The organism is Serratia sp. MMO-28, from assembly GCF_037199905.1.
Taxonomy (GTDB): Bacteria; Pseudomonadota; Gammaproteobacteria; order Enterobacterales; family Enterobacteriaceae; genus Chania; species Chania oryzae.
The window spans coordinates 70109-93412 of sequence record NZ_JBBCVB010000022.1; the positions used below are offsets into that span (position 1 = coordinate 70109).

Genomic DNA, 23304 nt, shown 5'->3' on the forward strand with positions numbered 1-23304 from the left:
GAAATGTATTTATGCAGAGATAACTTCGTCTTGCATGCACGGGTGATACTATCGTCGGCAGGCAAAAATTTAACTCATTTACGCGTATTTCATCCTATGACGATGTTAAAGCGATCAATAGTAGTTAATAGTAAAGGTCACTTTCCCATCAGCACGACCGGGTGTTACCTGTTGGCTGGTCTGGATATAGCGCGCGACTAAGGGAACGCGAACGGTATTAACCCCACTATTAGGCAGTGTGTAGCGTTTCTCTTGGTTGAAGGGAACGGCTGCTGCGGTGCCGCTTTCTCCCTGCCAGAGTTGAATCCCCACACCAGTCGCTGCGCTTCCCGTGGTTGAAGAACTGACCGCCATAATGGCATTGGCTGAGTTTATTACCGTATTGTTCGGTGTCAGAATTAACCCAAACTGGTTGTTATTCGCAGCCCCTACGGAGAAAGTTGAATTGCTACGAGAATAAGCCCCTGCATTATTTGAATTATAATAGCCGTAAAAGGTTGGGCAATTGGTTAATGTAATCGATGAGTCCACCCAGGGGGTTGCGGAGTTAACGCCAGTAAAGGTGTTTGAGATATCGTAAGTACCCAAATCCACATTGACATCTGGTGTGGTACAGGTCTGTGTATTAACTGCCAGTTGCCCTGTAAATGCCCACTGCTCAGTCTGAGACGTTGAGAAAGTGGCACTCCCATCTGATGAGGTCAAATACTGGATCACCGTAGGCAGTAATGACGTGGATAAATTATAGGTGCCTGGTGTTATTGAACCTATTTTAATCAGCTGAATACGGAAGTAGTTCAAGCCGATACCGCATGAGTTTTGTGGACTCTGATTCGGGTCAAAATTACATGTTACGGTATTCCATGCATAAGGTGATGTCAGAGTGAAGGATTTCCCTAAGTGAAATTTTACGCCAACACCTGGTATGTCTGTAGTATAAACATCTGTTGCATAGTTGGATATTGGCAGAGGGGCAACGGAGAGTGCTAAAACTTCACTGTAATTATAGCTATAGGCACCAGGTTCGCTTGATGTGCAGTTAATAGAGAAGCCCGATGTTTGAATATTCGCTTCATAGATCACGGTGCCATTAGGCATATCCTGTCCCGCCGAGATATTTGCAGGTGCCAGGGGGACAACATTGTTTTTTACTGGCGATGTTATCGCACAAGTAACAACGGCATAGGACTGGCTGCTAAACAGCGCTATTAGCACAGTGCATAACAAGAGAAGCGGTTTAATAATGTCTGATATTATCAGGTGGCGTGGATTGCGCTCTTTCATGATGTTCAATCTCGTTAAATTTTGGCCTCGTGGCCTGTTCCTGAATGGCTTCTTGCTTAATCAGGCTTCAATGGGTTAACTGACTGGCTCAGCGTTATCTGTGCCTGGTTGACACACAGAGTTAAATTGTTGTATTTGAATTTGTTTTTGCTCTTTTTTCACGGGCATCAGTATATAATTGACCCGACATTGCATCTCACTGGCCTCGCCCCATTTCACCCGCAGTTGCCCCTTGTCTTGCGCTACGCGGGCATAAAGTTGCCCACCTTGCCCCACCGAGCCCACATTGTTGTCTTTGCCGTCAAACACATCGGCGCCAAACGGCAGCGGGTTTCCCTGATAGGTGGCGTTGACCAGAATGGGGGTACCCTGCTTGGTGTTGTACTTCACCTTCACCACGGCCCCGGAGTACGGCGCCACTTTCTGGCTGGTATTGTCAAGTTCTACATTGGCCGCGGTGCCTTTCGGATCGATGCTGATGTCATTCATCTGGTACGGATCCAGGTAAGGCACCAGCGCATAACCGCGTGAGTCCACTTTCACCCCGGGATAGGATGAGACGCTGGCCCCTGCCGCGCCTGCCGCTTCCACCAGCGCAAAGGTGTCGGAAGTGTAGGGGGTGAAAGTGACTCCCCCCGCGTGGGCAACCACGGTGCCGTTCACCCCGGCGGAGGCGCTCTGGTAGCCTTTGCCGGTGCTGTAGGTGCCGCTCAGCGCCGTGGCCGGCGTGCGATAGTTGCCACTCACCGAGCCGCTGGTGCCCATGCCCTGGTTGGCGTTCATCGCCGTGACGCCGTAGCTGAACTGGTTCTCTGCCCCGGCACTGCCGGAGACGGTCGCCTGCTGGCCGTAACGACCGGTGCTGTCGTGTGACAGGTCCATACGCAGTTGCGGCGTGTGGGTGTTGTCATCGCGCCCCAGGGGCAGGCTGACGCTCAGCAGATAGTTGGTTTGCGCGCTTCCCTGGCTGGAAAAACTGCGGTTGACACTCAAACCGTAAGAGAGGCTCTTGTAGCGGTTGTTGTATCCCATCTGGTACTGCTTGTCGTTGCCGTCTTTGTTCCAGTAGTTCTGCAATGAACCGCTGAGATACAACTGCCCCCAGTTGCCCGGTAACCCTTGGCTGGCGGTCGCCGTCAGGCGGTTTTTCGCCCTGGAGATGGTATCGGGCGACTCCCCCTGTGCGACGGCATGGCGGGTTTGCATCGCGGTCATAAAATCCATGTAGCCATCGGTGGAGAAGCGGTAGGCCGCCAGCGACAGGTTACTGTTGGTTTCGCTGATAAGCTTGCTGTAGCTCACCTGATAGCTCTGCCCGCTGAGGCGGGTACCCGGCTGGTGTTGGCCGTTGCTGTCGCTGCTGCGCCCCAGATGGGTGCGCGCCTGCGTCACGTCAAAGGCAATCGCCCCGATGGGCGTGCCCACGGCGGCACCCAGTTGCAGCGCATAATAGTCCGGATTGGCCTGCAGGCCGCCATAGCCGGTGAGGATGTTGGTCAGGCCACGCTGATAAGTGGCTTGGTACAGGGCCGGTTTTTCAGGCAGCGTATCGTTGCGCAATTCGCCCGCCGTGATGGAATACCGTGATGAGCCCGGGCGCAGCAGCTGCGTCACCGACGCATAAGGGACCCTGAAGGTCTGCTCGGTGCCGTCCGATTCGCGTACCGTCACATCCAGTTCACCACCGTAGCCGGTGGGGTACAGGTCGTTAATCAGAAACTCGCCCGGCGTGACCGTGGTTTCATACAGCACCTGCCCCCCCTGGCGCACGGTGACCCGGGCGTTGGTGCGGGCAATCCCGCGGATATCCGGCGCATAACCACGCAGGGATTCGGGCAACATCCGCTCGTCACTGGCCAGTTGAATACCGGAGAAGGGCAGCGTGTCAAACAGCTGGCCGGCGGTATTCGCCTGCCCGAGCAGGAGGCGGGCCTTGAGCAGGGGAATATCGCGCTGCAGATAGGTATTGAGATTGCTGTACTGGTTCGGCCCGTTATTCATCCGGGTATACGAGCCGTTATGTCGCAGGTACCAGGCCCCCACGTTCAGCCCGGCATTGACCCCGGCAAACAGGGAGTTGAAGGTGGTGCCGTGCGATTCGCTGGTGTAGCCATTGGCGTTATAGCCAAGCAACAGTGCCGGTACGCCGCTGTCCCATAACTCCGGGCTCACGGTGCCGCGGGCGGTGTTCAGCATATACGCCTGCGGGATAAGAATATCCAGGCGCTGCTCGCTGCTGTCGAAATTGACCTGTGCTTCCGGCAGCTTATGGTGCAGATCCAGGCATTGCTCTGCGCCATCGGACGCGGACAAAAAGTCTTGCGGCAATTTCTCGTAATTAAAGGCGATGTTTTTAATCAGTTCGCGGCTCAGGCAGGGGTAGACGGATTTGTCTGCCCGTGCCTTGAATTCAATATCAATATTGCTGATGGGACGGTTGTTAATATAGACGGCGGTTTTATACACCCCGGGCAGCGCCGAGGCCCCATTGGCAAAACGGCTGAGGTCAACCGACTGGCTGTGGTCAATATTCAGGAAGGAGGGATCGAACTCCACATTCTTTGCGATAACCACTGGAGAGCTAACCGCATCAACGTGGTTTTCCGCGATCGCGCTGCTGGCAAAAAATGCCGACAGCACCGCCATGGCCAGAGGAGACAAACGGCTTTGGAGAGTAGAATGTAAAGGTTTTGACATAAAGCGTCCCTTCAGGAGCATATTTCCCAAATAACGAGGGTGTTGTTAAATCGTTTTTAAATGTTGATGCCTGTTACTTAATGACGGCATCAAACTTATTGACTGCACCGTAATCATTGACGAACTCACCGGACAGGGTATTGCCCGCCTGGCCGGGTAAATCAAACGTCAGGGTGGCGCGCGGTGCGATCATCTCCCCGTCGATTTTCTTGCCGTTTAGCGTCAGGCTGGCCAGTGACACATGGTACGGCGTCGGGTTTGAGGCCAGAGTGCTGGTGCTGAGCAGGGAAACGGCGGCCAGTCCACAGGCTTGACGCAGGTGGGAGGAGAAAACTGTCATCATAGACTCCAGAAAAACGGGAGAGGAGGCGCCTCTCCCGGCATCCCATTACTTGTACTGAATGGAATAGACAACGTTGCTGACTACCGTACCGGCCGTGGTCGCGGCATCGGCGTAATACTCCACCGCATAGGGCAGGGTGGCGCTCCCGCTTTCCACGCTCACATAGCTGGTGTTCAGCACCTGATCCTGGTTGCCCACCTTGATCACGGCCTGAGAGGCGCTGCTGCCATCACGCAGTTGCAGGCTCACATTTGTTGCACCACCAGATGCCATGTTCTTCAGACGGCCGGTGGCCAGGTCAACAGAGGTACCGGCTTCAAAGAAGGCCGAGGCCGTCTTCAGCGCACCCTGGCAATTGCTCAGGATCATATTGAACCCGGTACGGCCAGCAGTTTTAGTGGGGGCGTCCAGTTGGTTGATGCTGACGGTTGGCAGCACCACGGTGGCGTCTGCGGCCTGGTCATCGACCACGACATCACAGGTATTTGCGGTCAGCTCACCGCTAAAGGTGATGGTCCCGGTGGACGCCGCCTGGGCCAGGCTAACTGAACCCAATACTGCAGTGAGAGAGGCTGCGATTGCTAACTTTTTCATATCTATTCCTACTTACCTAGTGTTATTAAACCATTCTAATATCCATTAAAATGGCATGGTTGATATCCATGAAATATGGACATATATCTGCTGTGATAAAACAGCGTAAAGCTACCCAAGAAACTGGGGGATATGCGCTGGTTAGCGACAAAATACCCAATGCCGTGAGTGTATTAAATAAGGTTTTATGAAATTCCAGCGGAAGCAGGCTTATTGCTTGCTGCTATTATTATGTAACATGATTGCAGATCAAAAGAACAGTGTTGACTTTATTCTTTTCATTGAGCAGAAATTTTCCTATATCTCTCGAGTTATCATTACTAAAAGTAAAAATTCACTTCAGCTTTGTTTGCCCCCGCAGGCGGGTCTCTGGCCAAGGGAGGTGGTGTTGGTGTTGTCCAGTTCGCTGTTTAGATAAATAATAGTGGTTTTATTGGTATATTCTTAGTGAATTAATTTTATTCACTGATTTCAGGTTGGGTGTCGCGTGTTCTCTATACTGGGTGTGCGCGGTGAGTGATAAAAACGAGGGGGCTTAACTTCCCTGAATTGTAACAAGAAGAAGCGTTAAGATATTCATGTAATGATATGTTTTTTATATGAAAATGCTCTTTTGAGTTTTTAACTTAAGAGCGGAATAAAAACACCATGGTATTTATGTATCTTTTTGAAAATTAATCATAAAGCTATGCTTAACGGCATGGCGAACTAGACTCTAAATAGTCGAGTTGCAGGAAGGAGGCAAGTGAGTCAATTCCCAGGAACATCATAGACCACTATGTGAATAGGGTTGAGCAAACGTAGCCAACGCACATGCAACTTGAAGTATGGCGAGTCTACTCAAAGTAATGCCAATTGATATCTACAGGTATTAGAAAAAGACTTTAAACATTCTTGAAGCCGTTGTTCGTTTTTTGTTATTGCTGTATCTAGGGGGTTTATCATTAGGCATCCTCAGTGAGGAAGGGTGAATGCATGGGGGAGCGTGTTGCTGCTTATTGTTTTGATCAGAACCTCTCTTTGATAAGTGAAGCAACGCGTAACACAAAAATAAGGTATTTGCTTATTAAAACCATACCTGATCATCAATGGTATCTTACTGGAACCGTGAAATACCCGGTTCCAATAGACTGACCAGCCCTATACCTAGTTACGCCATTTAGACAAAAGCGTGAATGGTTGAACACTCTACACCACCGTTAGCTGAAGCTTGGCAGCGCATAATGATTTTTTTTATCGTTAATGGGCTGTTGGTGATGTATAAAAACTCATTCGCATTACAGGAAACCTTTTTGGACTCCAAGTAACGGGCAAACCTTTCTCTGTTAACATTGGTTTCCAACTTGTTTATAAACACATCACAATTATTGATGGTAAAAATGTGCATATGTTCACCAAAAAAGCCGGTGCGGCTAGGTATGCTCAGTGTTGGGAAAATGATGTATCTGTAAGCAATAAATGAAAGTACTGTTAATGTCAGGATTAGGTTAATAACAATAACGGCTCCTCTACGATTGAATAGCGAAAAACGGGAGGGGGGGGGGACTGGTGAGTTTTCCTAAGACACTGGGGTTATTTGCCTGATTAGATAAGTGTTCGACTTTTACCTCTTCAAGATCGGCAGATGCCTCTTCCATAGGAATTTGTGTCGATAGAACAGGTTTATCATCTTCATCGCCGATCACCTGTACTGTGCCTGTAAAGCAGAGTCCGACTTTTGGTAGCGTTCTGATGACTTGATTCCTTAGCCCCGCATTACGGATCCCCTTTCTTATCAGGCTGATGTTCTGATAAAAGGTGTTGGGGGTAACGTATTGTCCGTTCTTTTCCCAGACTTCACTGAAAAACTCTTCCTGAGTAATGTTGACACCCGGGCGTTGCAGCATTAAAAGCAGGCAGCGGCTGGCTGGAACGTTCAGTGCCGTTTCTTTTCCCCTGCTTCCCAGCGGGGTTAACCGGTGTTGCTCAGGGTGATAGACAACCATATCGTTAATGACAAATTTTTCTTTCATTTTTAGCTACCTACGAGTAGTTTTTGCGCGGGTTTGCTATTTTTCTTAAGTGTAGTTAACAAGATTAGGTCTTGCTCCAAAAAAGTGTGAAACTATTTTAATGGTTTAAAATCAGCACGTTATGAAATGTTCTTAACTCTGCGCCGTTTTCAGAATCAGCATGTTAAGAGTGGGCGGGTGTGCATTGAGTCCCCTTAGGAAAGGCAAGGGCTTTATGCGCGATTTCCGCTGAATTCGATGAATAAAATTAATTCACTCAGAATAACCTCGATTTTACTCTATGATTTATCTCAACGACGAGGCACATGCTACGACAGGAAACGGTGTTTAGCCACACCGCGGTGAGGCGAGCGGGTGAGCATAACGCGCTACGGTGCCTCTGGTATAAAAGAGCAGTTACATAGCCTCTATGGCTTATGTTTATGATAAAAAACAGCAAATCAGGATGGATAGCAACTTTGTCTGAATGATGTTGATTTTCGAGATATATGACTATGAGTTGGCTTTATGTGCAAACTGTTCCTTAGATTTTTCCTATAACCAGGAATTTGGTTTTTCGCAAACTTATATGCTGGATTACCGCTGTTTTCTCGAAGCAACATGCTGACTTATCTGTGGCTGGCATCTCATAACATTAAATTTAGCTCTCTTGCTAAGAAAGTGACTAATTCTATAATGGGCGAATAAACGGAGGCTTGGTATTTTTTTTGCTTGATGCGAAACAATAGTCCGAGACACATATGGAAAGTAGACTTTTTGGGTTTTTACTTAATGATGATATCCAGCTTGATATTGCCAAAAAAAGGCTCATCCGTTATCAGCCGGAGACATCAGAAGATGCCATGTACTTTAAAGTTGTTACACTGAATGACATTCAGTTGCGGCTATTGCTGTTGTTGCTAGATAACGAGCCAGGGGCCATTGTGCCCAAGAATGACATTATGAAGAGCGTCTGGGAGGAAAGTTCGTCTTATCCTTCTAATCAGCGATTGTGGTATTTGATTAAAGTATTGAGGAATAAACTCGCCTCTATTGGTATATCAGAAAGCTTTATATCAAATGCGCACGGCGTTGGCTATTTCGTGGATGGGCATGAAGTGTCCCCTATTTTTATCGGTTAACCCCAACACGGTATAGGCCTCATTGCCTGACCCAATGGTATTTAACGTGTTATTAAAAAAATATCTTTTTGTGAATATTCTTCACGGAAGTGTTATCGGGCGCTATTGGCCGAACGGTTATTTGACCGTAATCAATAGTATTACATGGAACGATGCTTCTGCATCACATTAAATCATAAGTGCGGATTGGCCGCCCTTGAAAGGAAAGTGTTAAATGAAAAAGAATATTATCGTTGCTACTTTAGTTGCCGCTGCTGCAATGACTGCCGCTTCTGCTTTTGCTGCCGATGGCACGATTAATTTCACCGGTTCGGTGATTGACCAGGCTTGTGAAGTGAATGGTGGCAGCAATACTTTGACTGTTACCATGGGTAATGTCGCTAAGTCTGCCCTCGCTGTTCCCGGTAACACCGCAGCAGCTACGGCATTTACCCTGAATGTGAAGAACTGCCCAAGCACAACTGATGGCAATGTTCAAGTGTCGTTTGATGGGAAAAACGTTGATGGCAATACCGAAGTATTGGCTCTGACTAATGCGGGTACACCAGGCGTTGCGAAGGGCGTGGGTATCCAGTTATATGATAAGTCACAAAACAAACTGCCGTTAAACACGGCGTCAACCACATATGCTCTATCGAATGGGGACGCTACCCTTGATTTTGTTGCACGTTATATTGCAACAAATGCGACCGTAGAAGCGGGTAGCGCCGATGCGGCAGTTAACTTCACCATTATTTATAACTAAGTATTAGCCTGGTAGCCGATGAGTATTAATAACGGGGCCATGGCCCCGTTATTCTTTATATCCTGGAGAATTAAAGTATGAAGTTTCCATTTGCGCTGGTATCAGCGTTGTTATTGACCACACAAGTGGCACAGGCGGGCGTTATTGTGGGCGGTACCCGGCTGATTTATGAGGGGGATAAAAAGGAGTCTTCACTGAGCGTCAGTAACCCGGACAAAAAAGCCTATCTGGTCCAGAGCTGGGTTGAACCCAACGGTAGTGGTGTTGAGAAAGCCCCCTTTGTCGTTACGCCCCCCTTGTTCCGCCTGGACGGTGGGCAAGAGAACCTGCTGCGTATCGTGCGGGCCGGGGGAAATCTGCCTGAGGACAAAGAGTCGCTGTTCTGGATGAATATCAAGGCCATTCCGTCGATAGCGAAAGAGGGCGACCAGAATACGCTGCAGATTGCCATCAAAACACGCATCAAGCTGATTTACCGCCCGCAAGGCGTGAAGGGGATACCGGAAGAAATGGCCGACAGGCTCACCTGGCGGCGTAATGGCAACAGTCTGCAGGTCACCAACCCGACCCCGTTTTATATGAACTTTCAGAAGGTGACGGTGGCGGGCAAGAGCGTGAAAGATGTCACTTTTGTGGCGCCTGGCTCAACGGCCAATTTCGCTTTACCTGAGGGGGTCAGCGCAGGGCGCGTGAGTTGGAACATTATCAATGACTATGGTGGGGCAGGCAAAGAACATACGGGCACGTTGTAAGCGAGAGGGGGCAGAGAGTAACGCGAGAACGTGTAAAGGGCATCGGGAGAAACGGTATTCTTCTGTAGGCCGCAGGAAAAACGAATGAATAATCACAAAGGCCAATATCAGCACTATGTCTAGAAATGTGAAAAACAATCAACCTTCGTTGCGCGTCAGTCCACTGGCATATTTTATTGCTGCCCACCTGGTGCTGCTGGGGGGGATGTCTTTTGACGCGCAAGCGCGTGAGTTTTTTAACCCGGCCCTGCTGGAAACGGATAACCCGCAACAGGGGAACACCGACCTCTCTGTTTTTGAAGAGGGCTCTTTGCAGGCACCCGGCACGTACCGGGTTGATATCTACCTCAACAACGACCAGCAGGACACCCGTGACGTTGAGTTCAGGGTGGTGAAAAACGCACAGGGCCAAGAGAGCCTGCAGCCCTGCCTGAGCGTGGCTCAACTGAACGCACTGGGGGTTAAAACCGACCTGTTTCCTGAACTGGGGAAAGCGGATGCACAGTGTGCCACCCTCAGCGCCATACCGCAGGCCAGTGCCGAGTTCCGCTTCAGTGCTCAGCAACTGTTGCTAAGTATTCCTCAGGCGGCGCTGTCGCAAAAAGCCCGGGGTTATGTGCCGGAGAGCCAGTGGGACAACGGTATCTCGTCTTTTCTGCTCAACTACAGCCTGAGCGGGGCCAACACCGTTGCCCGCAACAGCGATAGCGGTGACAGTAGCAGCCAGTTTGCCAACCTGCGGCCGGGGATCAACGTTGGCCCATGGCGGTTGCGTAACTACACCACCTGGAACCGTGACAGCCAGGGGGACCACGAATGGAATACGGTCTACACCTATGCGGCACGCAGCATCGTTGCACTCAAAAGCCAGCTGGTGCTGGGCGACAGCACGTCACCGAGCGATGTGTTTGACAGCGTACCGTTCCGTGGCGCGCAGATGGCGTCGGACGATGAGATGATACCGGACAGCCTGAAAGGCTATGCCCCGGTGGTGCGCGGGATCGCGCAGACCAATGCCCAGGTGATCCTCCGCCAGAACGGTTATGTGATTTATCAGACTTTTGTGGCTCCGGGGGCGTTTGAGATCACCGACATGTTCCCGACCGGGGGCAGCGGCAACCTGTATGTGACCATCCGTGAGTCGGACGGCAGAGAGCAGCAAATGGTGGTGCCCTATGCATCATTGCCCGTGTTGCAGCGTGAAGGGCGCCTGAAATACGCCGTGACCAGCGGGCAATACCGCTCGTACGACAGCAGCGTGGAGAAGACGGCGTTCGGCCAGGCGACCGCGATTTACGGTCTGCCCCATGGGGTAACCGCCTACGGTGGTGGCCAGTTTGCCAACGAGAAGTACCATTCCCTGGCATTGGGGATGGGGAAAAACCTGGGTGACATTGGGGCGTTGTCGGCCGACGTGACCCAGGCGTGGTCAACAATGAAAGATCGGCCACAGGAGAACGGGCAGTCTTGGCGCGTGCGCTACAGCAAGAACTTTGTGCAGACCGGGACCAACTTTGCCATAGCGGGTTACCGGTATTCTACCGATGGTTATTACTCGTTGCAGGAAGTGCTGGATACCCATCGTGACCAGGCCAGCCAGCCGCTGGTTGAGCGCCGCCGCAACCGCTCTGAACTGACCCTGAACCAAAATCTGTGGGAAAGGGCTGGAAACCTGTCGCTGAGCTGGATCAGCGAGGACTACTGGAACAGCAATCGCACGCTGCGTTCAATGGGGGTGGGGTACAACAACAGTTGGAACGGTGTCAGCTACGGGGTGAACTACAGCTACAACGAAAACGCCACCGCCAGCGGCAGCAACGGCAGCGGGCGGGTGTATGACAAGGATCAGGTGTTTGCACTGAGCGTCAGCGTGCCGTTAGACCGCTGGATGAGGAACACCTACGCCAGCTATAACCTGAACAGCAGCCAGAAGGGGGGCTCAACGCACTCACTGGGCCTGAGCGGCACGGCGCTGGCGGGCAACAACCTGAGTTGGGGGATGCAGCAGGGTTACGGCACCAATGGGGTGGGTAACAGCGGCAACCTGAATGCGGACTACCGTGGCACTTATGGGCAGGTGAACGCCGGTTATGGTTATGCAATAACAATCAGCGCCTGAACTACGGGGTGCAGGGCGGCGTGGTGGTGCATGAAAATGGGGTGACCTTTGGCCAGACGCTGGGCGAAACCGTGGCGCTGGTGAAGGCACCGGGGGCCAAAGGGGTCGATGTCAGTGGCCAGACCGGGGTGAAAACCGACTGGCGAGGTTATGCCATCGTGCCATACAGCAGCCCGTACCGTAAGAACCAGGTGCAGCTGAATTCTGAAATGCTGCCGGAGAATGTCGACCTGGCGCTGTCAAGCCAGACCGTGGTGCCAACGCGCGGTGCGGTGGTGCGTGCTGAGTTTAATACCAGCGTGGGGCAGCGGGCATTGATGACGTTGCTGAAGATGGGGGGGCGCCGGTGCCGTTTGGCGCGACGGTCAGCGATCCGGCGCAGAAAACGGCTCAGGACTTTATCGTGGGAGATAATGGGCAGGTGTACCTGACGGGCCTGGCGCAGAGCGGCACCCTGAATGTGCAATGGGGCAGCGGAGCAGAGCAGCGTTGCCAGGTGAGTTACACGCTGGCGAAGCCGACGGCAGAAAATGCAGGTGTTCAGACGTTGAACGGAGAGTGCCGTTAAAGAGAAATGCGTGCAAGAGTAAAAAGATAACGATACTGCTGTTCAGAGAGCCTGAATAACTTCCCGAGGTGGAGCACAGGTTTCTGATAATGGAACAACAGCAGTTCACTGTGCAGGCCGAGAATAACACTGGGCGAGTTAAAGCAATAATCACGTTGCGTTCAGACAGAGACTGAGCGCAACAAAAGGAGATCGATAATGAAGGGGCATTCCGTATTGAAAACGGCATTATTATGCGGGCTGGTGTGGGGGGGCTCTTGCCTAAGATGGCATTGGCATTTAGCTGTACTGTACAATCGCAGACCATAGCCGTTCCTAATCTTGTGGTGCAACGTGATGCTCCAGTAGGCACTGATATAGGCACCACATTGCATGCCGGGTTGACAAATATTTATACGTGTGACGATCAGAGTGTATACGCTGGAATTATAACGGACCATGTTCCGGTCATGACAGGTTCGAATGGTGTAAAAATATTCCCTACCGGCCTGGAGGGGCTTGGTTGTTATCTTTTTATGGAAACTAACACTGGTGGTTATGGATTTATTGGTACTGCTAATGCAGTTACTGGATATACTAAGGAAAATAGTGCTAGTCTTAGTACTGTAGCTGGACGAACTTATCAGTTTGCCATTGGATTCGTAAAGACGGGCACTATTCCCTATGGTTCATCTAATCGTGTAGCAGCTCAAACCGTTGGCACTTTTGTCTATTCAAAAGATAGTGAAGCGGTGGCTGGGCCTGGTCAGGCGAATATCAGCGGTTTTAATGTCGCCGTTCTTGCATGCAGTTTGCAAACAACCTCGATCAATGTTGTTTTAGACGCGGTGAAAACCGGTGATTTGACGAGGACAGGTACAACCGCTAAACCCAAGGTATTTAATTTAGGGTTGAACTGTGATCCTGATGCCAATATCAATGTCCGCATCGACGGCACTCAGGATCCAGACACGGCAGCCACTGGGGTTTTGAAGGCCAATAGCACGGGTTCGGCAAGCGGTGTCGGTATTCAATTACTGTATAATGGTTCGCCATTTAAATTAAATAACACTACCAAACTGAAGACCTCAGCCGGTGGCGCAGAGCTTTTACCCTTTACTGCACAATATTATCAGACCAAGGAAAAGGTGACGCCCGGGCCTATAAATGCGGCAGCAACGTTAACTATTACCTATCAATAAGGCCTATGAAAGCTTTTTGATGCAGCCAGAACTACGTGGTTTTTCACAGTATTGATTTTCCTGGTCAATCGTAGCATATCGATAGCACCTGGAAACGGCGTTTAAAAAATGGAGTGAGTGTTTTTTTGAGGAGTTTAGGGCGCTGTTATGTGTTTTTTATCGGGGATGCCTACGCATTATTTAGCCCGATGGTGAGTCAATCTCTCCCCGAAACGAAAGGATATTGCCCTTATCTGACAGAAAAATATTGATACATTTTTTCAGTAGGAAAAATGTCACAGCGGTAGCGAAATCGATGAACCGTGATGTCCGAACGATCAGTACCGATAAAAGAAACGCTATGCGCAAGGCCGGGTTTAAAAACGACAGTGATATGTCATCAGTTGTACGCTATCTCAGGAGGAGACGCAGTATGGAGAGTAGAAGCTCAAATTTTAATGTGGTTATATCGACACCGGACCCGCTCACGCGGTTAGGGATGAAAAAAATAGCCTTAATGTCCGTTCCGGATTGTAAGGTCTATTCTGATATAAACAGCATAAGTACTGCACTGTTTACCGTTCTTAATGTGTCAGCAAATTTATTGGTAGCAGATATTTATGATGATTCAGGTTCGCAAGAGGAAAATGAAGCGCTATTATTGTCTTTATGCCATCATCATCCTTCACTTAAGATAATTATTTATACTCAATCTTTAACTCCAGAAGCACATACTTTATTGCAAAACTGCCCGCAGGTGAGTTTTCTGTCGCGCAAAGCGCCGCTTCAGGAAGTATACCAGGTATTTGCGATTGTCTTGGGCGGGGGGCGTTATTACAACCCGTCAGTAAGGCCTAAACGCGTGAGCACTGTTAATGGCGTTGATGTGCTGACGGTCAGTGAAAAAAGGGTATTGTCATTGCTTCTTAAAGGTTACTCTCAGGGGCAAATAGCTCGTTTGTTGACCCGGAGTATCAAAACGATAAGCGCTCAAAAGTGTAGCATGATAAAAAAGCTGGGTTGTAAAAGAGACTCTGAGATTTTTTTAATGAAAGATACTTTATTAAGTTCACTATCATAGCGCCGTCATAATCTGGCTTACACTTTTTTATCGCTGGTATTAGGAGAAGCAACGCAAAAGCCAATGCCGTTAACCCGCTATTCTCATTGATGAGTTTCTCTTTGTTTTTAGCTAACTACGAGCAACGGTTAGGCTGAGCTTCTCTTTTTCTTAAGTGGGGTTGACAAAATTGGCATCTATTCAAAAAAATCAAATGCGTAAATATTAATAAAATTATGCAGTGTTACATGGCCTCGATGATTTATGTTTATGATAAAAAACAGCAAATCAGGATGGATGAAGCTCACTATGCATTAAACAGACGTACTTTATCCAACCTCAAGCACAGCTAACCTGGATGGGCATCAAGGCCGATGACCATATTGAAGCTAATGGTACTCGTGTGAACGGTGAAGGGGATGGCAATCTCCAAGGCAGACTGGGGGTGAGAGCCATAATGGACATTCATGGTGCGGCCGGCCAGTCGATTCAACCCTTTGTCGGCGTCAATTGGCTACATAACAGCAAAGACTTTGCGACCAATATGAATGGCATCGCGGTCAAACAAGACGGTGCGGCGAATATTGCCGAGTTGAAGCTGGGTGTGGAAGGGAAGGTCAATTCACACCTAAACCTGTAGGGTAATATAGCTCAGCAAATGGGCAACAAAGGCTACAGCGATACAGCGATGATGTTGGGTGTTAAATATCATTTCTAAGTAGTCATCATCCGCGCTTCCTGCCAAGTCATTTGGCAGGGAGTTCGTCAATCCCTTCAATTATGGCAGGAATGTGTGGAATATTTCAGGAAGACATTGAATGCTGATAAAAACGTGACGCACTACAACCAACATTGGCACTTTTTGTTGCTGATAAATGGTCACATCTCATCCACTTCACAAACGAGTTGAATTTGCAGGACTGACAGTGATAACGCTGATGGCCACTTTTACCATAGACGTGTTGCTTTACAGGGGTTGTCTGTTTACCAAAGGGATATTTTATATCGAGTGTAGCCATCCGATCCTCACATCCCAAATCGGAGATCTTACACTGCAATCAACTCGTTGAGTATTAAACCTTTTTTCTTAAGTGAGGCTGACAAACTTGTCTCTATTCAAAAAGCTGAAATACGTAAATGGTAATAAAGTCATGGGGTTGTTGAAAGATCTTAACTCACTGCTTTTTACAACATTCAGATAGTTAATAGCAGGCTTGCATACGCTAAATCAGTATAGAGAGCATAAGGGGAGAGTAGGCATTTGGCCCTGAAATTAATGAATAAAATTAATTCACTAAGAATAACCTCGACTTTACTCTATGATTTTTCTCAACGACGAGGCGTCCAAAAGCAAGAGCTTCGCGATTACACTGAACAGCTGTGACGCGGGCCTGAATGTCAAAAATATACCTGAATAGGTGTATAACTGAATGCGTTATTAACAAATCGTACTGAGTTTCTGCTGGCGAAAAAGCTGGCACATATTGATATTAATTATGGGGCAGGAATGCTTGTCCCTCCATTATTTTAAAGTGTTAAATTATGCTAAACAGTAAAGAGTTAACCTCTCTCCATGGGAGTTATGACGTCATATTAGCTGAATCATGCCCGGTAACCCGATTAGGACTCCGGTTAGCGATCAGCCTAATGCCGTTACAGATAAAACGTATTGAAGAAACAGGGCAATTAACTGAAATTCCGAAGCTCATTACCCAGCACAGGCCTGACGTAATTATTACAGAGTTAGCCGGTGATGGAGATTCGGTGCTGGATGCTTTGCGTTCTATCAGCCATTGTATCCGCTATTGGCAGCCTCAAATACCGGTAGTGGTATGTACTGCAATCCAAAATGCCCCTTTATTTCAATTACTGCGTGCAATCAACGTCCGTGGTATTTGTCTGAAACAAGAGCCAATAGAAACCTTAACTCATTGTGTTGAGCGGGCATTGCAGGACTGCACAGCGTTTAGCCCTATGGCAAGCCAATATCTCCCGGAAACCCAAGGGTATTATTCTCCTCTTACAGAGAAAGAGTTGGAAGTGTTAGTACATCTTTTTAGCGGTAAAAATGTCACTGCGGTGGCGAAATTGATGAACCGTGATATCCGGACGATCAGTACCCACAAAAGGAATGCCATGCGCAAGGTCGGGTTTAAAAGCGACAGTGAAATGTTCTCTAACTCGAATTGGATGGCATTAGACTCTTGCAATACATAATCAGTTATTGGCTATATCAAGAAGGAAACCAGCATGATGAGTGAAGTCTCAAGATTTAATGTGGTTATTTCAATACAGGATCAATTAACCCGAATGGGGATGGAAGGGATTGCCCTTATGTCCGCTCCGGATTGTAAGGTCCATTCTGATAATAACAGTATAAGTACCGCATTGTTTACTGTTCTTGATGTGTCGGCGGATTTATTGATAACGGATATCTATGATGACTCAGGATCGCAAAGGGGAAGTGAGGCGTTATTATTGTCGTTATGTCAACACCACCCTTCACTTAAGATAGTGATTTATACTCAATCTTTAACTCCAGAAGCACATGCTTTATTGCAGCATTGCCCTCAGGTGAGTTTTCTGCCACGCAGTGCTTCCCTTCAGGAGGTTTACCAGGTATTTGCAATCATCTTGGGAGGAGGGCGTTATTACAATCCATCCGTAAGGCCGAAACAACAGAACATTGTTGATGGAGTTGATGTGCTGACGCTCAGCGAAAAGAGGGTGTTATCATTGCTTCTCAACGGTTACTCTCAGGACCAAATAGCCCGTTTATTGAATCGCAGTATCAAAACGATAAGTGCTCAGAAATGCAGTACGATAAGAAAACTGGGGTGTAAAAGAGATTCTGAGATTTTTTCAATGAAAGATGCGCTATTAAACTCCTTACAGTAATTCTGTCATGAGTTTAAAATAAACCCTTTAGAATTAAATGGGGAGTTACTTTTTTTTGTCTTGGGCAAAACGCTAAATACTCTGGCTATCTGGCTCGCACTTCAAGCTGCAGCCAGCCCGGCTACAGCTTGCAAGATACAGGCGCTATTTCATGGAGTGCAGGCCGATCACATTGCCTTCGCTATCTTTTGCAATGGTAATGAAGCCATTCTCGCCGATGGAAAACTTCGGCCTCAGGATCTCACCGCCGTTAGGCACAATGCGCGCCTCTTCCACCGCACAGTCTTCGCACATCAAATACACCATGGTGCCGCCAGGCCCTGGCGGAACGCAGTCCATTTTAACCAGCGCACCACCTGCCCCCTCGCTTCCTTGTTGATAAGGAAATAGCCAGTATTCCATCTCCTCATTTTCCATTTTTTCCAATTGAGTATTGAAAACAGACTCATAGAATTTTTTAGCCCGAGGCATATCAGCGACATAAATTTCAAACCAACCAACGATATTCGTTTTCATTGCACACTCCTGTCTGGTTCTAGTTGACTTGTTTCCTGGCCGAGATTGTCACTAATAATGTATGTTTATACAGTGATCTGGATCATGCAATCAGTACAAATTATGCGCGTTTTATCTGTTGCGGTTCCATTCATCTTTGGTGATCTCCCAGATCTCACTTTCCATGCGTCCACCGACGAAATCAGCCCACTGGCTGGCTATCACGCGCATACCGCTGCGTTCTGATATGCGTCTTGAAGCAAGATTGCCCTTCGCTTTGGGCACCCGCAGCACCGGTTTATCAAGCTGGTTAAACCAGAAATCGGTCACCGCCGCGCTGGCCTCGCTCATCAACCCCTGATGTTGCCACTCAGGCGTCAGCCAGAACCCGCGGTTAGCATTGGGGGTATCGCAAAGATTGATAACGCCAATTAAGTGGCGCGCATCCGCCTTGAGCCGGATGGACCAGTACCAGCCAGATCCTTCCGCCATATTTGGCAGAGCAACTTCTTGGATAAATTGCCGTGCTGCTCCTTCTGGATAGGGCCAGGGAACCTGATGGGTGATGTATTTCACAATTTCCCAGTGTGGGAACAGGCGCTGGATGTCTGCAGAATCAGATAGTTCTAAGGGTTGTAATATTAGCCTGCGGGTTTTCAATGTCGGGATTGCATGCTTTTTCTCAGTTTCCATTCATCACCTTTCTTTGGAGGCCACGCGGGCATTGTTTACCCGCCATTCTACAACTACTCATTCGGCATATAAAAATCAAGAGAATAAGTAAACGAGACGCCGAGTTATTTCTTGGGATTATTTTGGTTTGATCTGGTAGCTCAACATTAACTGATTCGTTTTTGAAATATATTAATGTGTTATGTTGGAGTTTTTATTAGGAAAACCCGGCTTATTTTTAAAGAAAGTTCCTGAAGGTGTGCCGAAAAATATACTGTCATTGACTGGAGATTTTATTTGTTTCTATAATTAGAGTGCCTTGGACTATGGTGATAATTTTTTATCATTAATAAGTTTTAGAGAATGTATAGTTCTCTTTGTTACTGATAATAATACTAAGGCGATTTCATTATTCTACAATAAGGATATTTTATGAAAAAGTTAAACGTATCAGAAGTATCAAAGATTGTCGGTGGCGCAAACAGCTGCCTGGTCTCTTATGAAAAGACAACGGTAAATGATGTAACCACTTGTCAGCAAGTGACTACCTGTAACGGCAAGTATGGCGAGACAGTCACTCGTGCTACTGTTGATTCAGCTTCTTGTATCACAGCAACACCATTGGCGTAATCAACTCATATTTTTAAATAATCTGAGATAAGCCATATTGCGGTATTTTTTCGTCGTACAGTGTCTTGAACACTGCACCTGAAAAAAGAGAAAGAATAGCGCCCACTGGTTTATCAGTGGGCTGCTGCCTTGATAAGGCTGAGTTATTTACGTGCCAGCAAGGTGGCAAAGCGCAGCTTGATGCGGTTACCTGCCGCATCCGTTTTGTGCAGCTCGCCAGGGTTTTCGTTGTATTTAATGATGTCCCAGTTTTGGTAATAATTTCGCAGTTCGTCGGGTTTAAAGGTGAAAGGAAACGGCATTGAGCACGGGTAGTCTGGCGTGTCCATGGCGGCGACGATCAGGTTATAACCGCCTTTCACCGTGCTGTCTTGCATATTACTTATGATGGCTGGGATCTGCTGCGGGTTCAGGAACATGAACACTACGGTTGAGAGAATAAAATCGTATTGCCCGCTGAAACGATGGGTATTGAGATCCTGCTCGCTGGTGGTGATATGGCTCAGCCCTTCGCTGTCGATGATGTGATTCAAACGGGCCACAGATAGCGGATTCTTATCCCATGCGGTGACCGCAAAACCTTTCAACTGGAGATAGAGTGCGTTACGCCCGCTGCCGCAGCCCAGATCCAACGCTTTGCCGGGGGCGATCTGCTTTACCGCTGTAATCACTTCAGAGTGGGTGGGGGTCAGGGAGTATTTTTGGCTGTAGTAGTCTTCTGCTAAAGCCTGGTGTGTCGCCTGGTGATTCATCGTCGTCATCCTGGGTAATATATTGCATATAAAATACATCTTTATTGCAGGGTTGACCAGACTTCTGCCTGCCAACCCTGCTCGCTACCAGATAGACGAAAACGAACCCAACGGGAATCAGGCATGACGCCGTGGGTTGTGCAGGCCAAAGTTGAAGTTGTTGCAGCGCTGGCAAAATTCTTTCATTGCCGATGGTGCGTCCATCATTGGTAATTTTACCTCAATAAAGGCCAACCGATCCTGCCTCGAAGCCTGTTCCAGCGCCATTTCCAACTGTTGGCCGGTTGCTACTGCCGCACAGAACGGCGTGGCGTGGCGATTCAGCACCGCAGGCAGTTTGGCGTAATCCCATGGGCCGATATCGTTATAAGACGATGATTCACCAAGGATATAGCGCTCGATGGTGTACCCCTCATTGTTAATCAGGAAGATGATCGGTTTCAGTTCACAGCGCAGCAGAGTAGAGACCTCCTGTGCGGTAAGCTGAAATGATCCATCGCCGATAAACAGCAGATGCCGGCGTGCAGGAGCTGCCATTAATGTGCCGAGCAGCGCGGGCAGGGTATAACCGATAGAGCCCCAAACCGGCTGATTCACCAGCGTCACACCGTCTGGCATGCGCATTCCCCCCATTGCCGCGCCGGAGGTGCCGTTTTCTACCACCAGAACATCGTTCGCCTGAATAAAATGGCTGATACGTTGCCAGAAATAGGCCTGATCGAGTGGAGCATCGTTGGGTATCGCCAACCTGTGCTGCGGCTTTGGCAGCGTTGCCTGCGCCGGAGCGTTCGTCTCCCCGGCCAACTCCAGCAGTGCTTGCAGCAAATCTGCTGCCGTTACCGCGGGATATGAGGTGTTATCCAGCCGCAGCGAGTAGGGCTGAATATCCACCACCGCCTGCGGGGAGATTTGCTGGCTGAAATAACCGGTGGTGGAATCGACCAGCCGTACGCCAAAGCTGAGCACGCAATCGGCCTGTGCCATTTTCTCGAACAGTTCGGGTGATGACAGGTTGCCGCAGTAGCCGCCTAGCCAACCCGGCGTGCTCTCGGGGATCACGCATTTTGCCGTGGGCATATTGGTCAAGGGGATAGCAAACTTTTGCGCTACCGCCAGCACCAACGGCAGTAGCTGAAAACGATCGACCATCTGATCGACCAGGATCATCGGCCGCTGTGCCTGTTCAAGGCGCTTGAACAGTGCCGCAGCCGCCAAGCTGAGATGGTTGGCATCGCTGCCCGGCAGGCGTGGTGCAGCAACCTGGGGCGCGACCTCAATCACGACATCAGCAATGTCGGAAGGTAACTGCAGGTAAACCGGCTTTTTTTGCTGCCAGGCGGTGGCGAGCACGCGGGGGATCTCGGTTGCCGCATTCTCCGGCGTGATCAGCGCCTGGGCCACGGTAAATTGCTTGAAGCAGTTCATTACGTTGTCAAAATTGCCGTCTGCCAGCGAGTGGTGCAGCAGAGCGTGATTTTTCATGGCATACAGCGGCGGAGTGCCTGCCAGGCAGATAACTGGGGCGGATTCCGCATAGGATCCGGCAATACCGGCAAGCGCTGCCAGATCGCCGACACCGTAGGTGGTGATTAACGCCCCCGCCCCGTTGAGGCGGGCATATCCGTCGGCGGCATAGGCCGCATTCAGTTCATTACAGTTGCCGATAAATTCCACGTTGGCGTCATGCTCAATCAATTCCAGCAAGGCCAGGTTGTAATCGCCGGGAACGCCATAAATATGATTCACATTCAAGTTACGAAGCTGTTGCAGGAGAAATGCACCTATCGTTATTTTCATTGCTGCTCCACATTCATATTGATTTGTTGTCATTTAACCGAACACAGCAAAGACCTGCTGGCGATGTTGTTCTGTTAAGCGTTGAACATGCGAGTCACTCAGGACAGACGAGATTTGCGAGTTAGCTCTAACAGTCAGTGAAAGTGGAAACTTGTTCAAGTTCGTCTGGCTTGGTGGCCAGCGGCTTATCGTATGTGAAGATTTACGCTCTGAAAGGCCGCAAGGCTGGGGGGGAGAAAGGCTGCGAGTATTTCTTCTGGGGAGGTTTTTGTGCATACGCTCCGTAAAAGCCGCAATTCTAGGGAGTGAGAAACTAAGTACGGTACTTTTCTTGCTAGAAACTCTCCTGATTCGCTGCGTTACCTTATGCAAGACTGCTGGAATTATCACTGATAAAAATAAGTTAACTCTTTTTATGCATTCCCGGCTACGGACGCCGGTTAATCCACTAAAAATCCTGGGAGCAAAGCCCCTTTGATTCAGCGATAGCGGCGAGTGGCAGAGCCGCTTTACATGTTGGGAGTGCTGATAACCCGTGGTGCGGTGGGCAGAGAGCACACTGCTGCGGCCAGAAGCTGTGGCATAGATCGCATTTTACCTGTGGCACACTGTCAATATTTTTTCACGTCAGGCGCTGCAGAAAATATTTATTGCCTCCTATTCTTTAAAATTATTAATGGGTTAATGATGCCCCAAATTCCCACCCCGGATGAAATGTTAAAATATTGCTATAAGATGTTGATGTAAAAGCATAATAAAAGGATTTTTCCAAAAGACAGCTCAGTGGTGAATGAGATAGATTAGCTACGCTTTCTTTTGAGAGGCAGCCTGGGGCCGTTTAAAATGAATGGAATCTCAATAAGCGGATGAAAAGCGTTGTGCAAATAAGATACGGCTTGATCTGAGCATGGCGATCGGTAAAAATCCCCGGCTTATTTTTATAGGAGCTTTATAATGTTTTTTGAAAGGACTCTTTTGGCATGTTCGTTGGCGTTGGTACTTCCTGCACTGCCTTCTTACGCTGAGGTTGGTGCAGAAAGTAGCAATACAGCGACGAAAGAGCAGAACTGGTGGGGGCGTTTCAAAAGTAACGTTGCCGACACCTGGAATGATTCACCGAATAAAGAGTTTTACCTGCCCGCCATTACCTGGCACAACCGTTGGACGTACGATCAGGAAAAGATCGATAGCTATAACGAACGTCCGTGGGGGGCCGGGTACGGCATTTCGCGCTTTGATGCAGATGGGGATTGGCACACCATCTACTTTATGGTGTTCAAGGATTCGTTCAACAAATGGGAGCCGATCGGCGGCTATGCCTATGAAAATATCTGGCGCCCGATTGATGGCGAAGATTTCCGCCTTGGCCTTGGCTTTACCGCCAGCGTGACCGCGCGCGATAACTGGAAGTATATCCCGATCCCAGCCCCGTTACCGATGGCATCAATCGGTTACCAGCAGCTCACTTTCCAGGCAACCTATATTCCCGGCACTTACAACAACGGTAACGTGTTCTTCGCCTGGCTGCGCTGGCAGTTCTGAGGCGCAGAGGGTCAGTACTCGCTGTCGCCGATCGGGTGAAAGGATCCTGCGCCTTCTCCCGCT

Annotated in this window: 18 protein-coding genes and 2 pseudogenes; 11 read left to right on the forward strand and 9 right to left on the reverse strand. The window is 48.9% G+C overall.

From position 1 onward, the window contains the following. Positions 1 to 114: 114 nt before the first annotated feature. The 5 genes from WG891_RS18885 to WG891_RS18905 form a co-directional block, all read right to left on the reverse strand. Complete coding sequence (locus WG891_RS18885; RefSeq protein ID WP_337264095.1) at positions 115 to 1284, reverse strand: fimbrial protein; 1170 nt, start codon at positions 1282 to 1284, stop codon at positions 115 to 117. Between the two features lie 75 nt (positions 1285 to 1359). Further along, a complete protein-coding gene (locus tag WG891_RS18890) occupies positions 1360 to 3981 on the reverse strand; it encodes a fimbria/pilus outer membrane usher protein (RefSeq protein ID WP_337264094.1) in 2622 nt (873 codons plus the stop codon). Between the two features lie 73 nt (positions 3982 to 4054). Continuing rightward, complete coding sequence (locus WG891_RS18895; RefSeq protein ID WP_337264093.1) at positions 4055 to 4324, reverse strand: hypothetical protein; 270 nt, start codon at positions 4322 to 4324, stop codon at positions 4055 to 4057. A 45-nt stretch (positions 4325 to 4369) separates the two neighbouring features. Further along, positions 4370 to 4918, reverse strand: coding sequence for a fimbrial protein (locus tag WG891_RS18900; protein ID WP_337264092.1), 549 nt, complete (start codon positions 4916 to 4918; stop codon positions 4370 to 4372). Positions 4919 to 6426: 1508 nt separating this feature from the next. Next, positions 6427 to 6930, reverse strand: coding sequence for a winged helix-turn-helix domain-containing protein (locus tag WG891_RS18905; protein ID WP_337264091.1), 504 nt, complete (start codon positions 6928 to 6930; stop codon positions 6427 to 6429). A gap of 740 nt (positions 6931 to 7670) precedes the next feature. Here WG891_RS18905 and WG891_RS18910 point away from each other — a divergent pair. From WG891_RS18910 to WG891_RS18950, 9 genes and pseudogenes are all read left to right on the forward strand, one after another. Further along, entirely contained in the window at positions 7671 to 8051 is a 381-nt protein-coding gene (locus WG891_RS18910; protein WP_337264090.1) for a winged helix-turn-helix domain-containing protein, read from the forward strand. Between the two features lie 214 nt (positions 8052 to 8265). Beyond that, the gene (locus WG891_RS18915) at positions 8266 to 8796 is read left to right on the forward strand and encodes a fimbrial protein (RefSeq protein WP_337264089.1); all 531 of its coding nucleotides are present in this window, start codon (positions 8266 to 8268) and stop codon (positions 8794 to 8796) included. 77 nt (positions 8797 to 8873) lie between these two features. Next, positions 8874 to 9548, forward strand: a complete 675-nt coding sequence (locus WG891_RS18920; protein WP_337264088.1) for a fimbrial biogenesis chaperone — start codon at positions 8874 to 8876, stop codon at positions 9546 to 9548. 115 nt (positions 9549 to 9663) lie between these two features. Then, positions 9664 to 12235 (forward strand): annotated as a pseudogene (locus tag WG891_RS18925) (fimbria/pilus outer membrane usher protein). Between the two features lie 266 nt (positions 12236 to 12501). After that, on the forward strand, positions 12502 to 13416 hold the full coding sequence (locus WG891_RS18930) for a fimbrial protein (RefSeq protein ID WP_337264087.1): 915 nt from the start codon (positions 12502 to 12504) through the stop codon (positions 13414 to 13416). Positions 13417 to 13828: 412 nt separating this feature from the next. After that, positions 13829 to 14476, forward strand: a complete 648-nt coding sequence (locus tag WG891_RS18935; RefSeq protein ID WP_337264086.1) for a LuxR C-terminal-related transcriptional regulator — start codon at positions 13829 to 13831, stop codon at positions 14474 to 14476. Positions 14477 to 14777: 301 nt separating this feature from the next. Further along, positions 14778 to 15173: pseudogene (locus tag WG891_RS18940) on the forward strand (autotransporter outer membrane beta-barrel domain-containing protein); the annotation flags it as partial. Between the two features lie 824 nt (positions 15174 to 15997). Then, positions 15998 to 16672, forward strand: a complete 675-nt coding sequence (locus WG891_RS18945; protein ID WP_337264085.1) for a response regulator transcription factor — start codon at positions 15998 to 16000, stop codon at positions 16670 to 16672. A 33-nt stretch (positions 16673 to 16705) separates the two neighbouring features. After that, the gene (locus tag WG891_RS18950) at positions 16706 to 17353 is read left to right on the forward strand and encodes a LuxR C-terminal-related transcriptional regulator (protein ID WP_337264084.1); all 648 of its coding nucleotides are present in this window, start codon (positions 16706 to 16708) and stop codon (positions 17351 to 17353) included. Between the two features lie 144 nt (positions 17354 to 17497). Here the strand turns inward: WG891_RS18950 and WG891_RS18955 are convergent, their stop codons facing one another. Both WG891_RS18955 and WG891_RS18960 read right to left on the reverse strand, forming a co-directional pair. Beyond that, the gene (locus WG891_RS18955; RefSeq protein WP_337264083.1) at positions 17498 to 17869 is read right to left on the reverse strand and encodes a VOC family protein; all 372 of its coding nucleotides are present in this window, start codon (positions 17867 to 17869) and stop codon (positions 17498 to 17500) included. Between the two features lie 111 nt (positions 17870 to 17980). After that, positions 17981 to 18541, reverse strand: a complete 561-nt coding sequence (locus WG891_RS18960; protein ID WP_337264082.1) for a GNAT family N-acetyltransferase — start codon at positions 18539 to 18541, stop codon at positions 17981 to 17983. Between the two features lie 411 nt (positions 18542 to 18952). Here WG891_RS18960 and WG891_RS18965 point away from each other — a divergent pair, with 411 nt between their 5' ends. Continuing rightward, positions 18953 to 19150: a DUF4762 family protein gene (locus WG891_RS18965; protein ID WP_337264081.1), complete on the forward strand. Its 198-nt coding sequence runs from the start codon at positions 18953 to 18955 to the stop codon at positions 19148 to 19150. Positions 19151 to 19293: 143 nt separating this feature from the next. Here WG891_RS18965 and tehB read toward each other — a convergent pair whose 3' ends face one another. After that, positions 19294 to 19902 carry a tellurite resistance methyltransferase TehB gene (tehB, locus tag WG891_RS18970; RefSeq protein ID WP_337264080.1) on the reverse strand — a complete coding sequence of 203 codons (609 nt, stop codon included), beginning with the start codon at positions 19900 to 19902 and terminating at the stop codon, positions 19294 to 19296. A gap of 117 nt (positions 19903 to 20019) precedes the next feature. Beyond that, entirely contained in the window at positions 20020 to 21699 is a 1680-nt protein-coding gene (locus WG891_RS18975) for an alpha-keto acid decarboxylase family protein (RefSeq protein WP_337264079.1), read from the reverse strand. A gap of 954 nt (positions 21700 to 22653) precedes the next feature. Here WG891_RS18975 and pagP point away from each other — a divergent pair. Then, on the forward strand, positions 22654 to 23241 hold the full coding sequence (pagP, locus tag WG891_RS18980) for a lipid IV(A) palmitoyltransferase PagP (protein WP_337264078.1): 588 nt from the start codon (positions 22654 to 22656) through the stop codon (positions 23239 to 23241). Positions 23242 to 23304: the final 63 nt, after the last annotated feature.

Coding starts and splice junctions, on each gene's coding strand:
- WG891_RS18885 (WP_337264095.1), bottom strand. CDS start 1,284: ATGAAAGAGCGCAATCCACGCCACCTGATAATATCAGACATTATTAAA.
- WG891_RS18890 (WP_337264094.1), bottom strand. CDS start 3,981: ATGTCAAAACCTTTACATTCTACTCTCCAAAGCCGTTTGTCTCCTCTG.
- WG891_RS18895 (WP_337264093.1), bottom strand. CDS start 4,324: ATGATGACAGTTTTCTCCTCCCACCTGCGTCAAGCCTGTGGACTGGCC.
- WG891_RS18900 (WP_337264092.1), bottom strand. CDS start 4,918: ATGAAAAAGTTAGCAATCGCAGCCTCTCTCACTGCAGTATTGGGTTCA.
- WG891_RS18905 (WP_337264091.1), bottom strand. CDS start 6,930: ATGAAAGAAAAATTTGTCATTAACGATATGGTTGTCTATCACCCTGAG.
- WG891_RS18910 (WP_337264090.1), top strand. CDS start 7,671: ATGGAAAGTAGACTTTTTGGGTTTTTACTTAATGATGATATCCAGCTT.
- WG891_RS18915 (WP_337264089.1), top strand. CDS start 8,266: ATGAAAAAGAATATTATCGTTGCTACTTTAGTTGCCGCTGCTGCAATG.
- WG891_RS18920 (WP_337264088.1), top strand. CDS start 8,874: ATGAAGTTTCCATTTGCGCTGGTATCAGCGTTGTTATTGACCACACAA.
- WG891_RS18930 (WP_337264087.1), top strand. CDS start 12,502: ATGGCATTGGCATTTAGCTGTACTGTACAATCGCAGACCATAGCCGTT.
- WG891_RS18935 (WP_337264086.1), top strand. CDS start 13,829: ATGGAGAGTAGAAGCTCAAATTTTAATGTGGTTATATCGACACCGGAC.
- WG891_RS18945 (WP_337264085.1), top strand. CDS start 15,998: ATGCTAAACAGTAAAGAGTTAACCTCTCTCCATGGGAGTTATGACGTC.
- WG891_RS18950 (WP_337264084.1), top strand. CDS start 16,706: ATGATGAGTGAAGTCTCAAGATTTAATGTGGTTATTTCAATACAGGAT.
- WG891_RS18955 (WP_337264083.1), bottom strand. CDS start 17,869: ATGAAAACGAATATCGTTGGTTGGTTTGAAATTTATGTCGCTGATATG.
- WG891_RS18960 (WP_337264082.1), bottom strand. CDS start 18,541: ATGGAAACTGAGAAAAAGCATGCAATCCCGACATTGAAAACCCGCAGG.
- WG891_RS18965 (WP_337264081.1), top strand. CDS start 18,953: ATGAAAAAGTTAAACGTATCAGAAGTATCAAAGATTGTCGGTGGCGCA.
- tehB (WP_337264080.1), bottom strand. CDS start 19,902: ATGAATCACCAGGCGACACACCAGGCTTTAGCAGAAGACTACTACAGC.
- WG891_RS18975 (WP_337264079.1), bottom strand. CDS start 21,699: ATGAAAATAACGATAGGTGCATTTCTCCTGCAACAGCTTCGTAACTTG.
- pagP (WP_337264078.1), top strand. CDS start 22,654: ATGTTTTTTGAAAGGACTCTTTTGGCATGTTCGTTGGCGTTGGTACTT.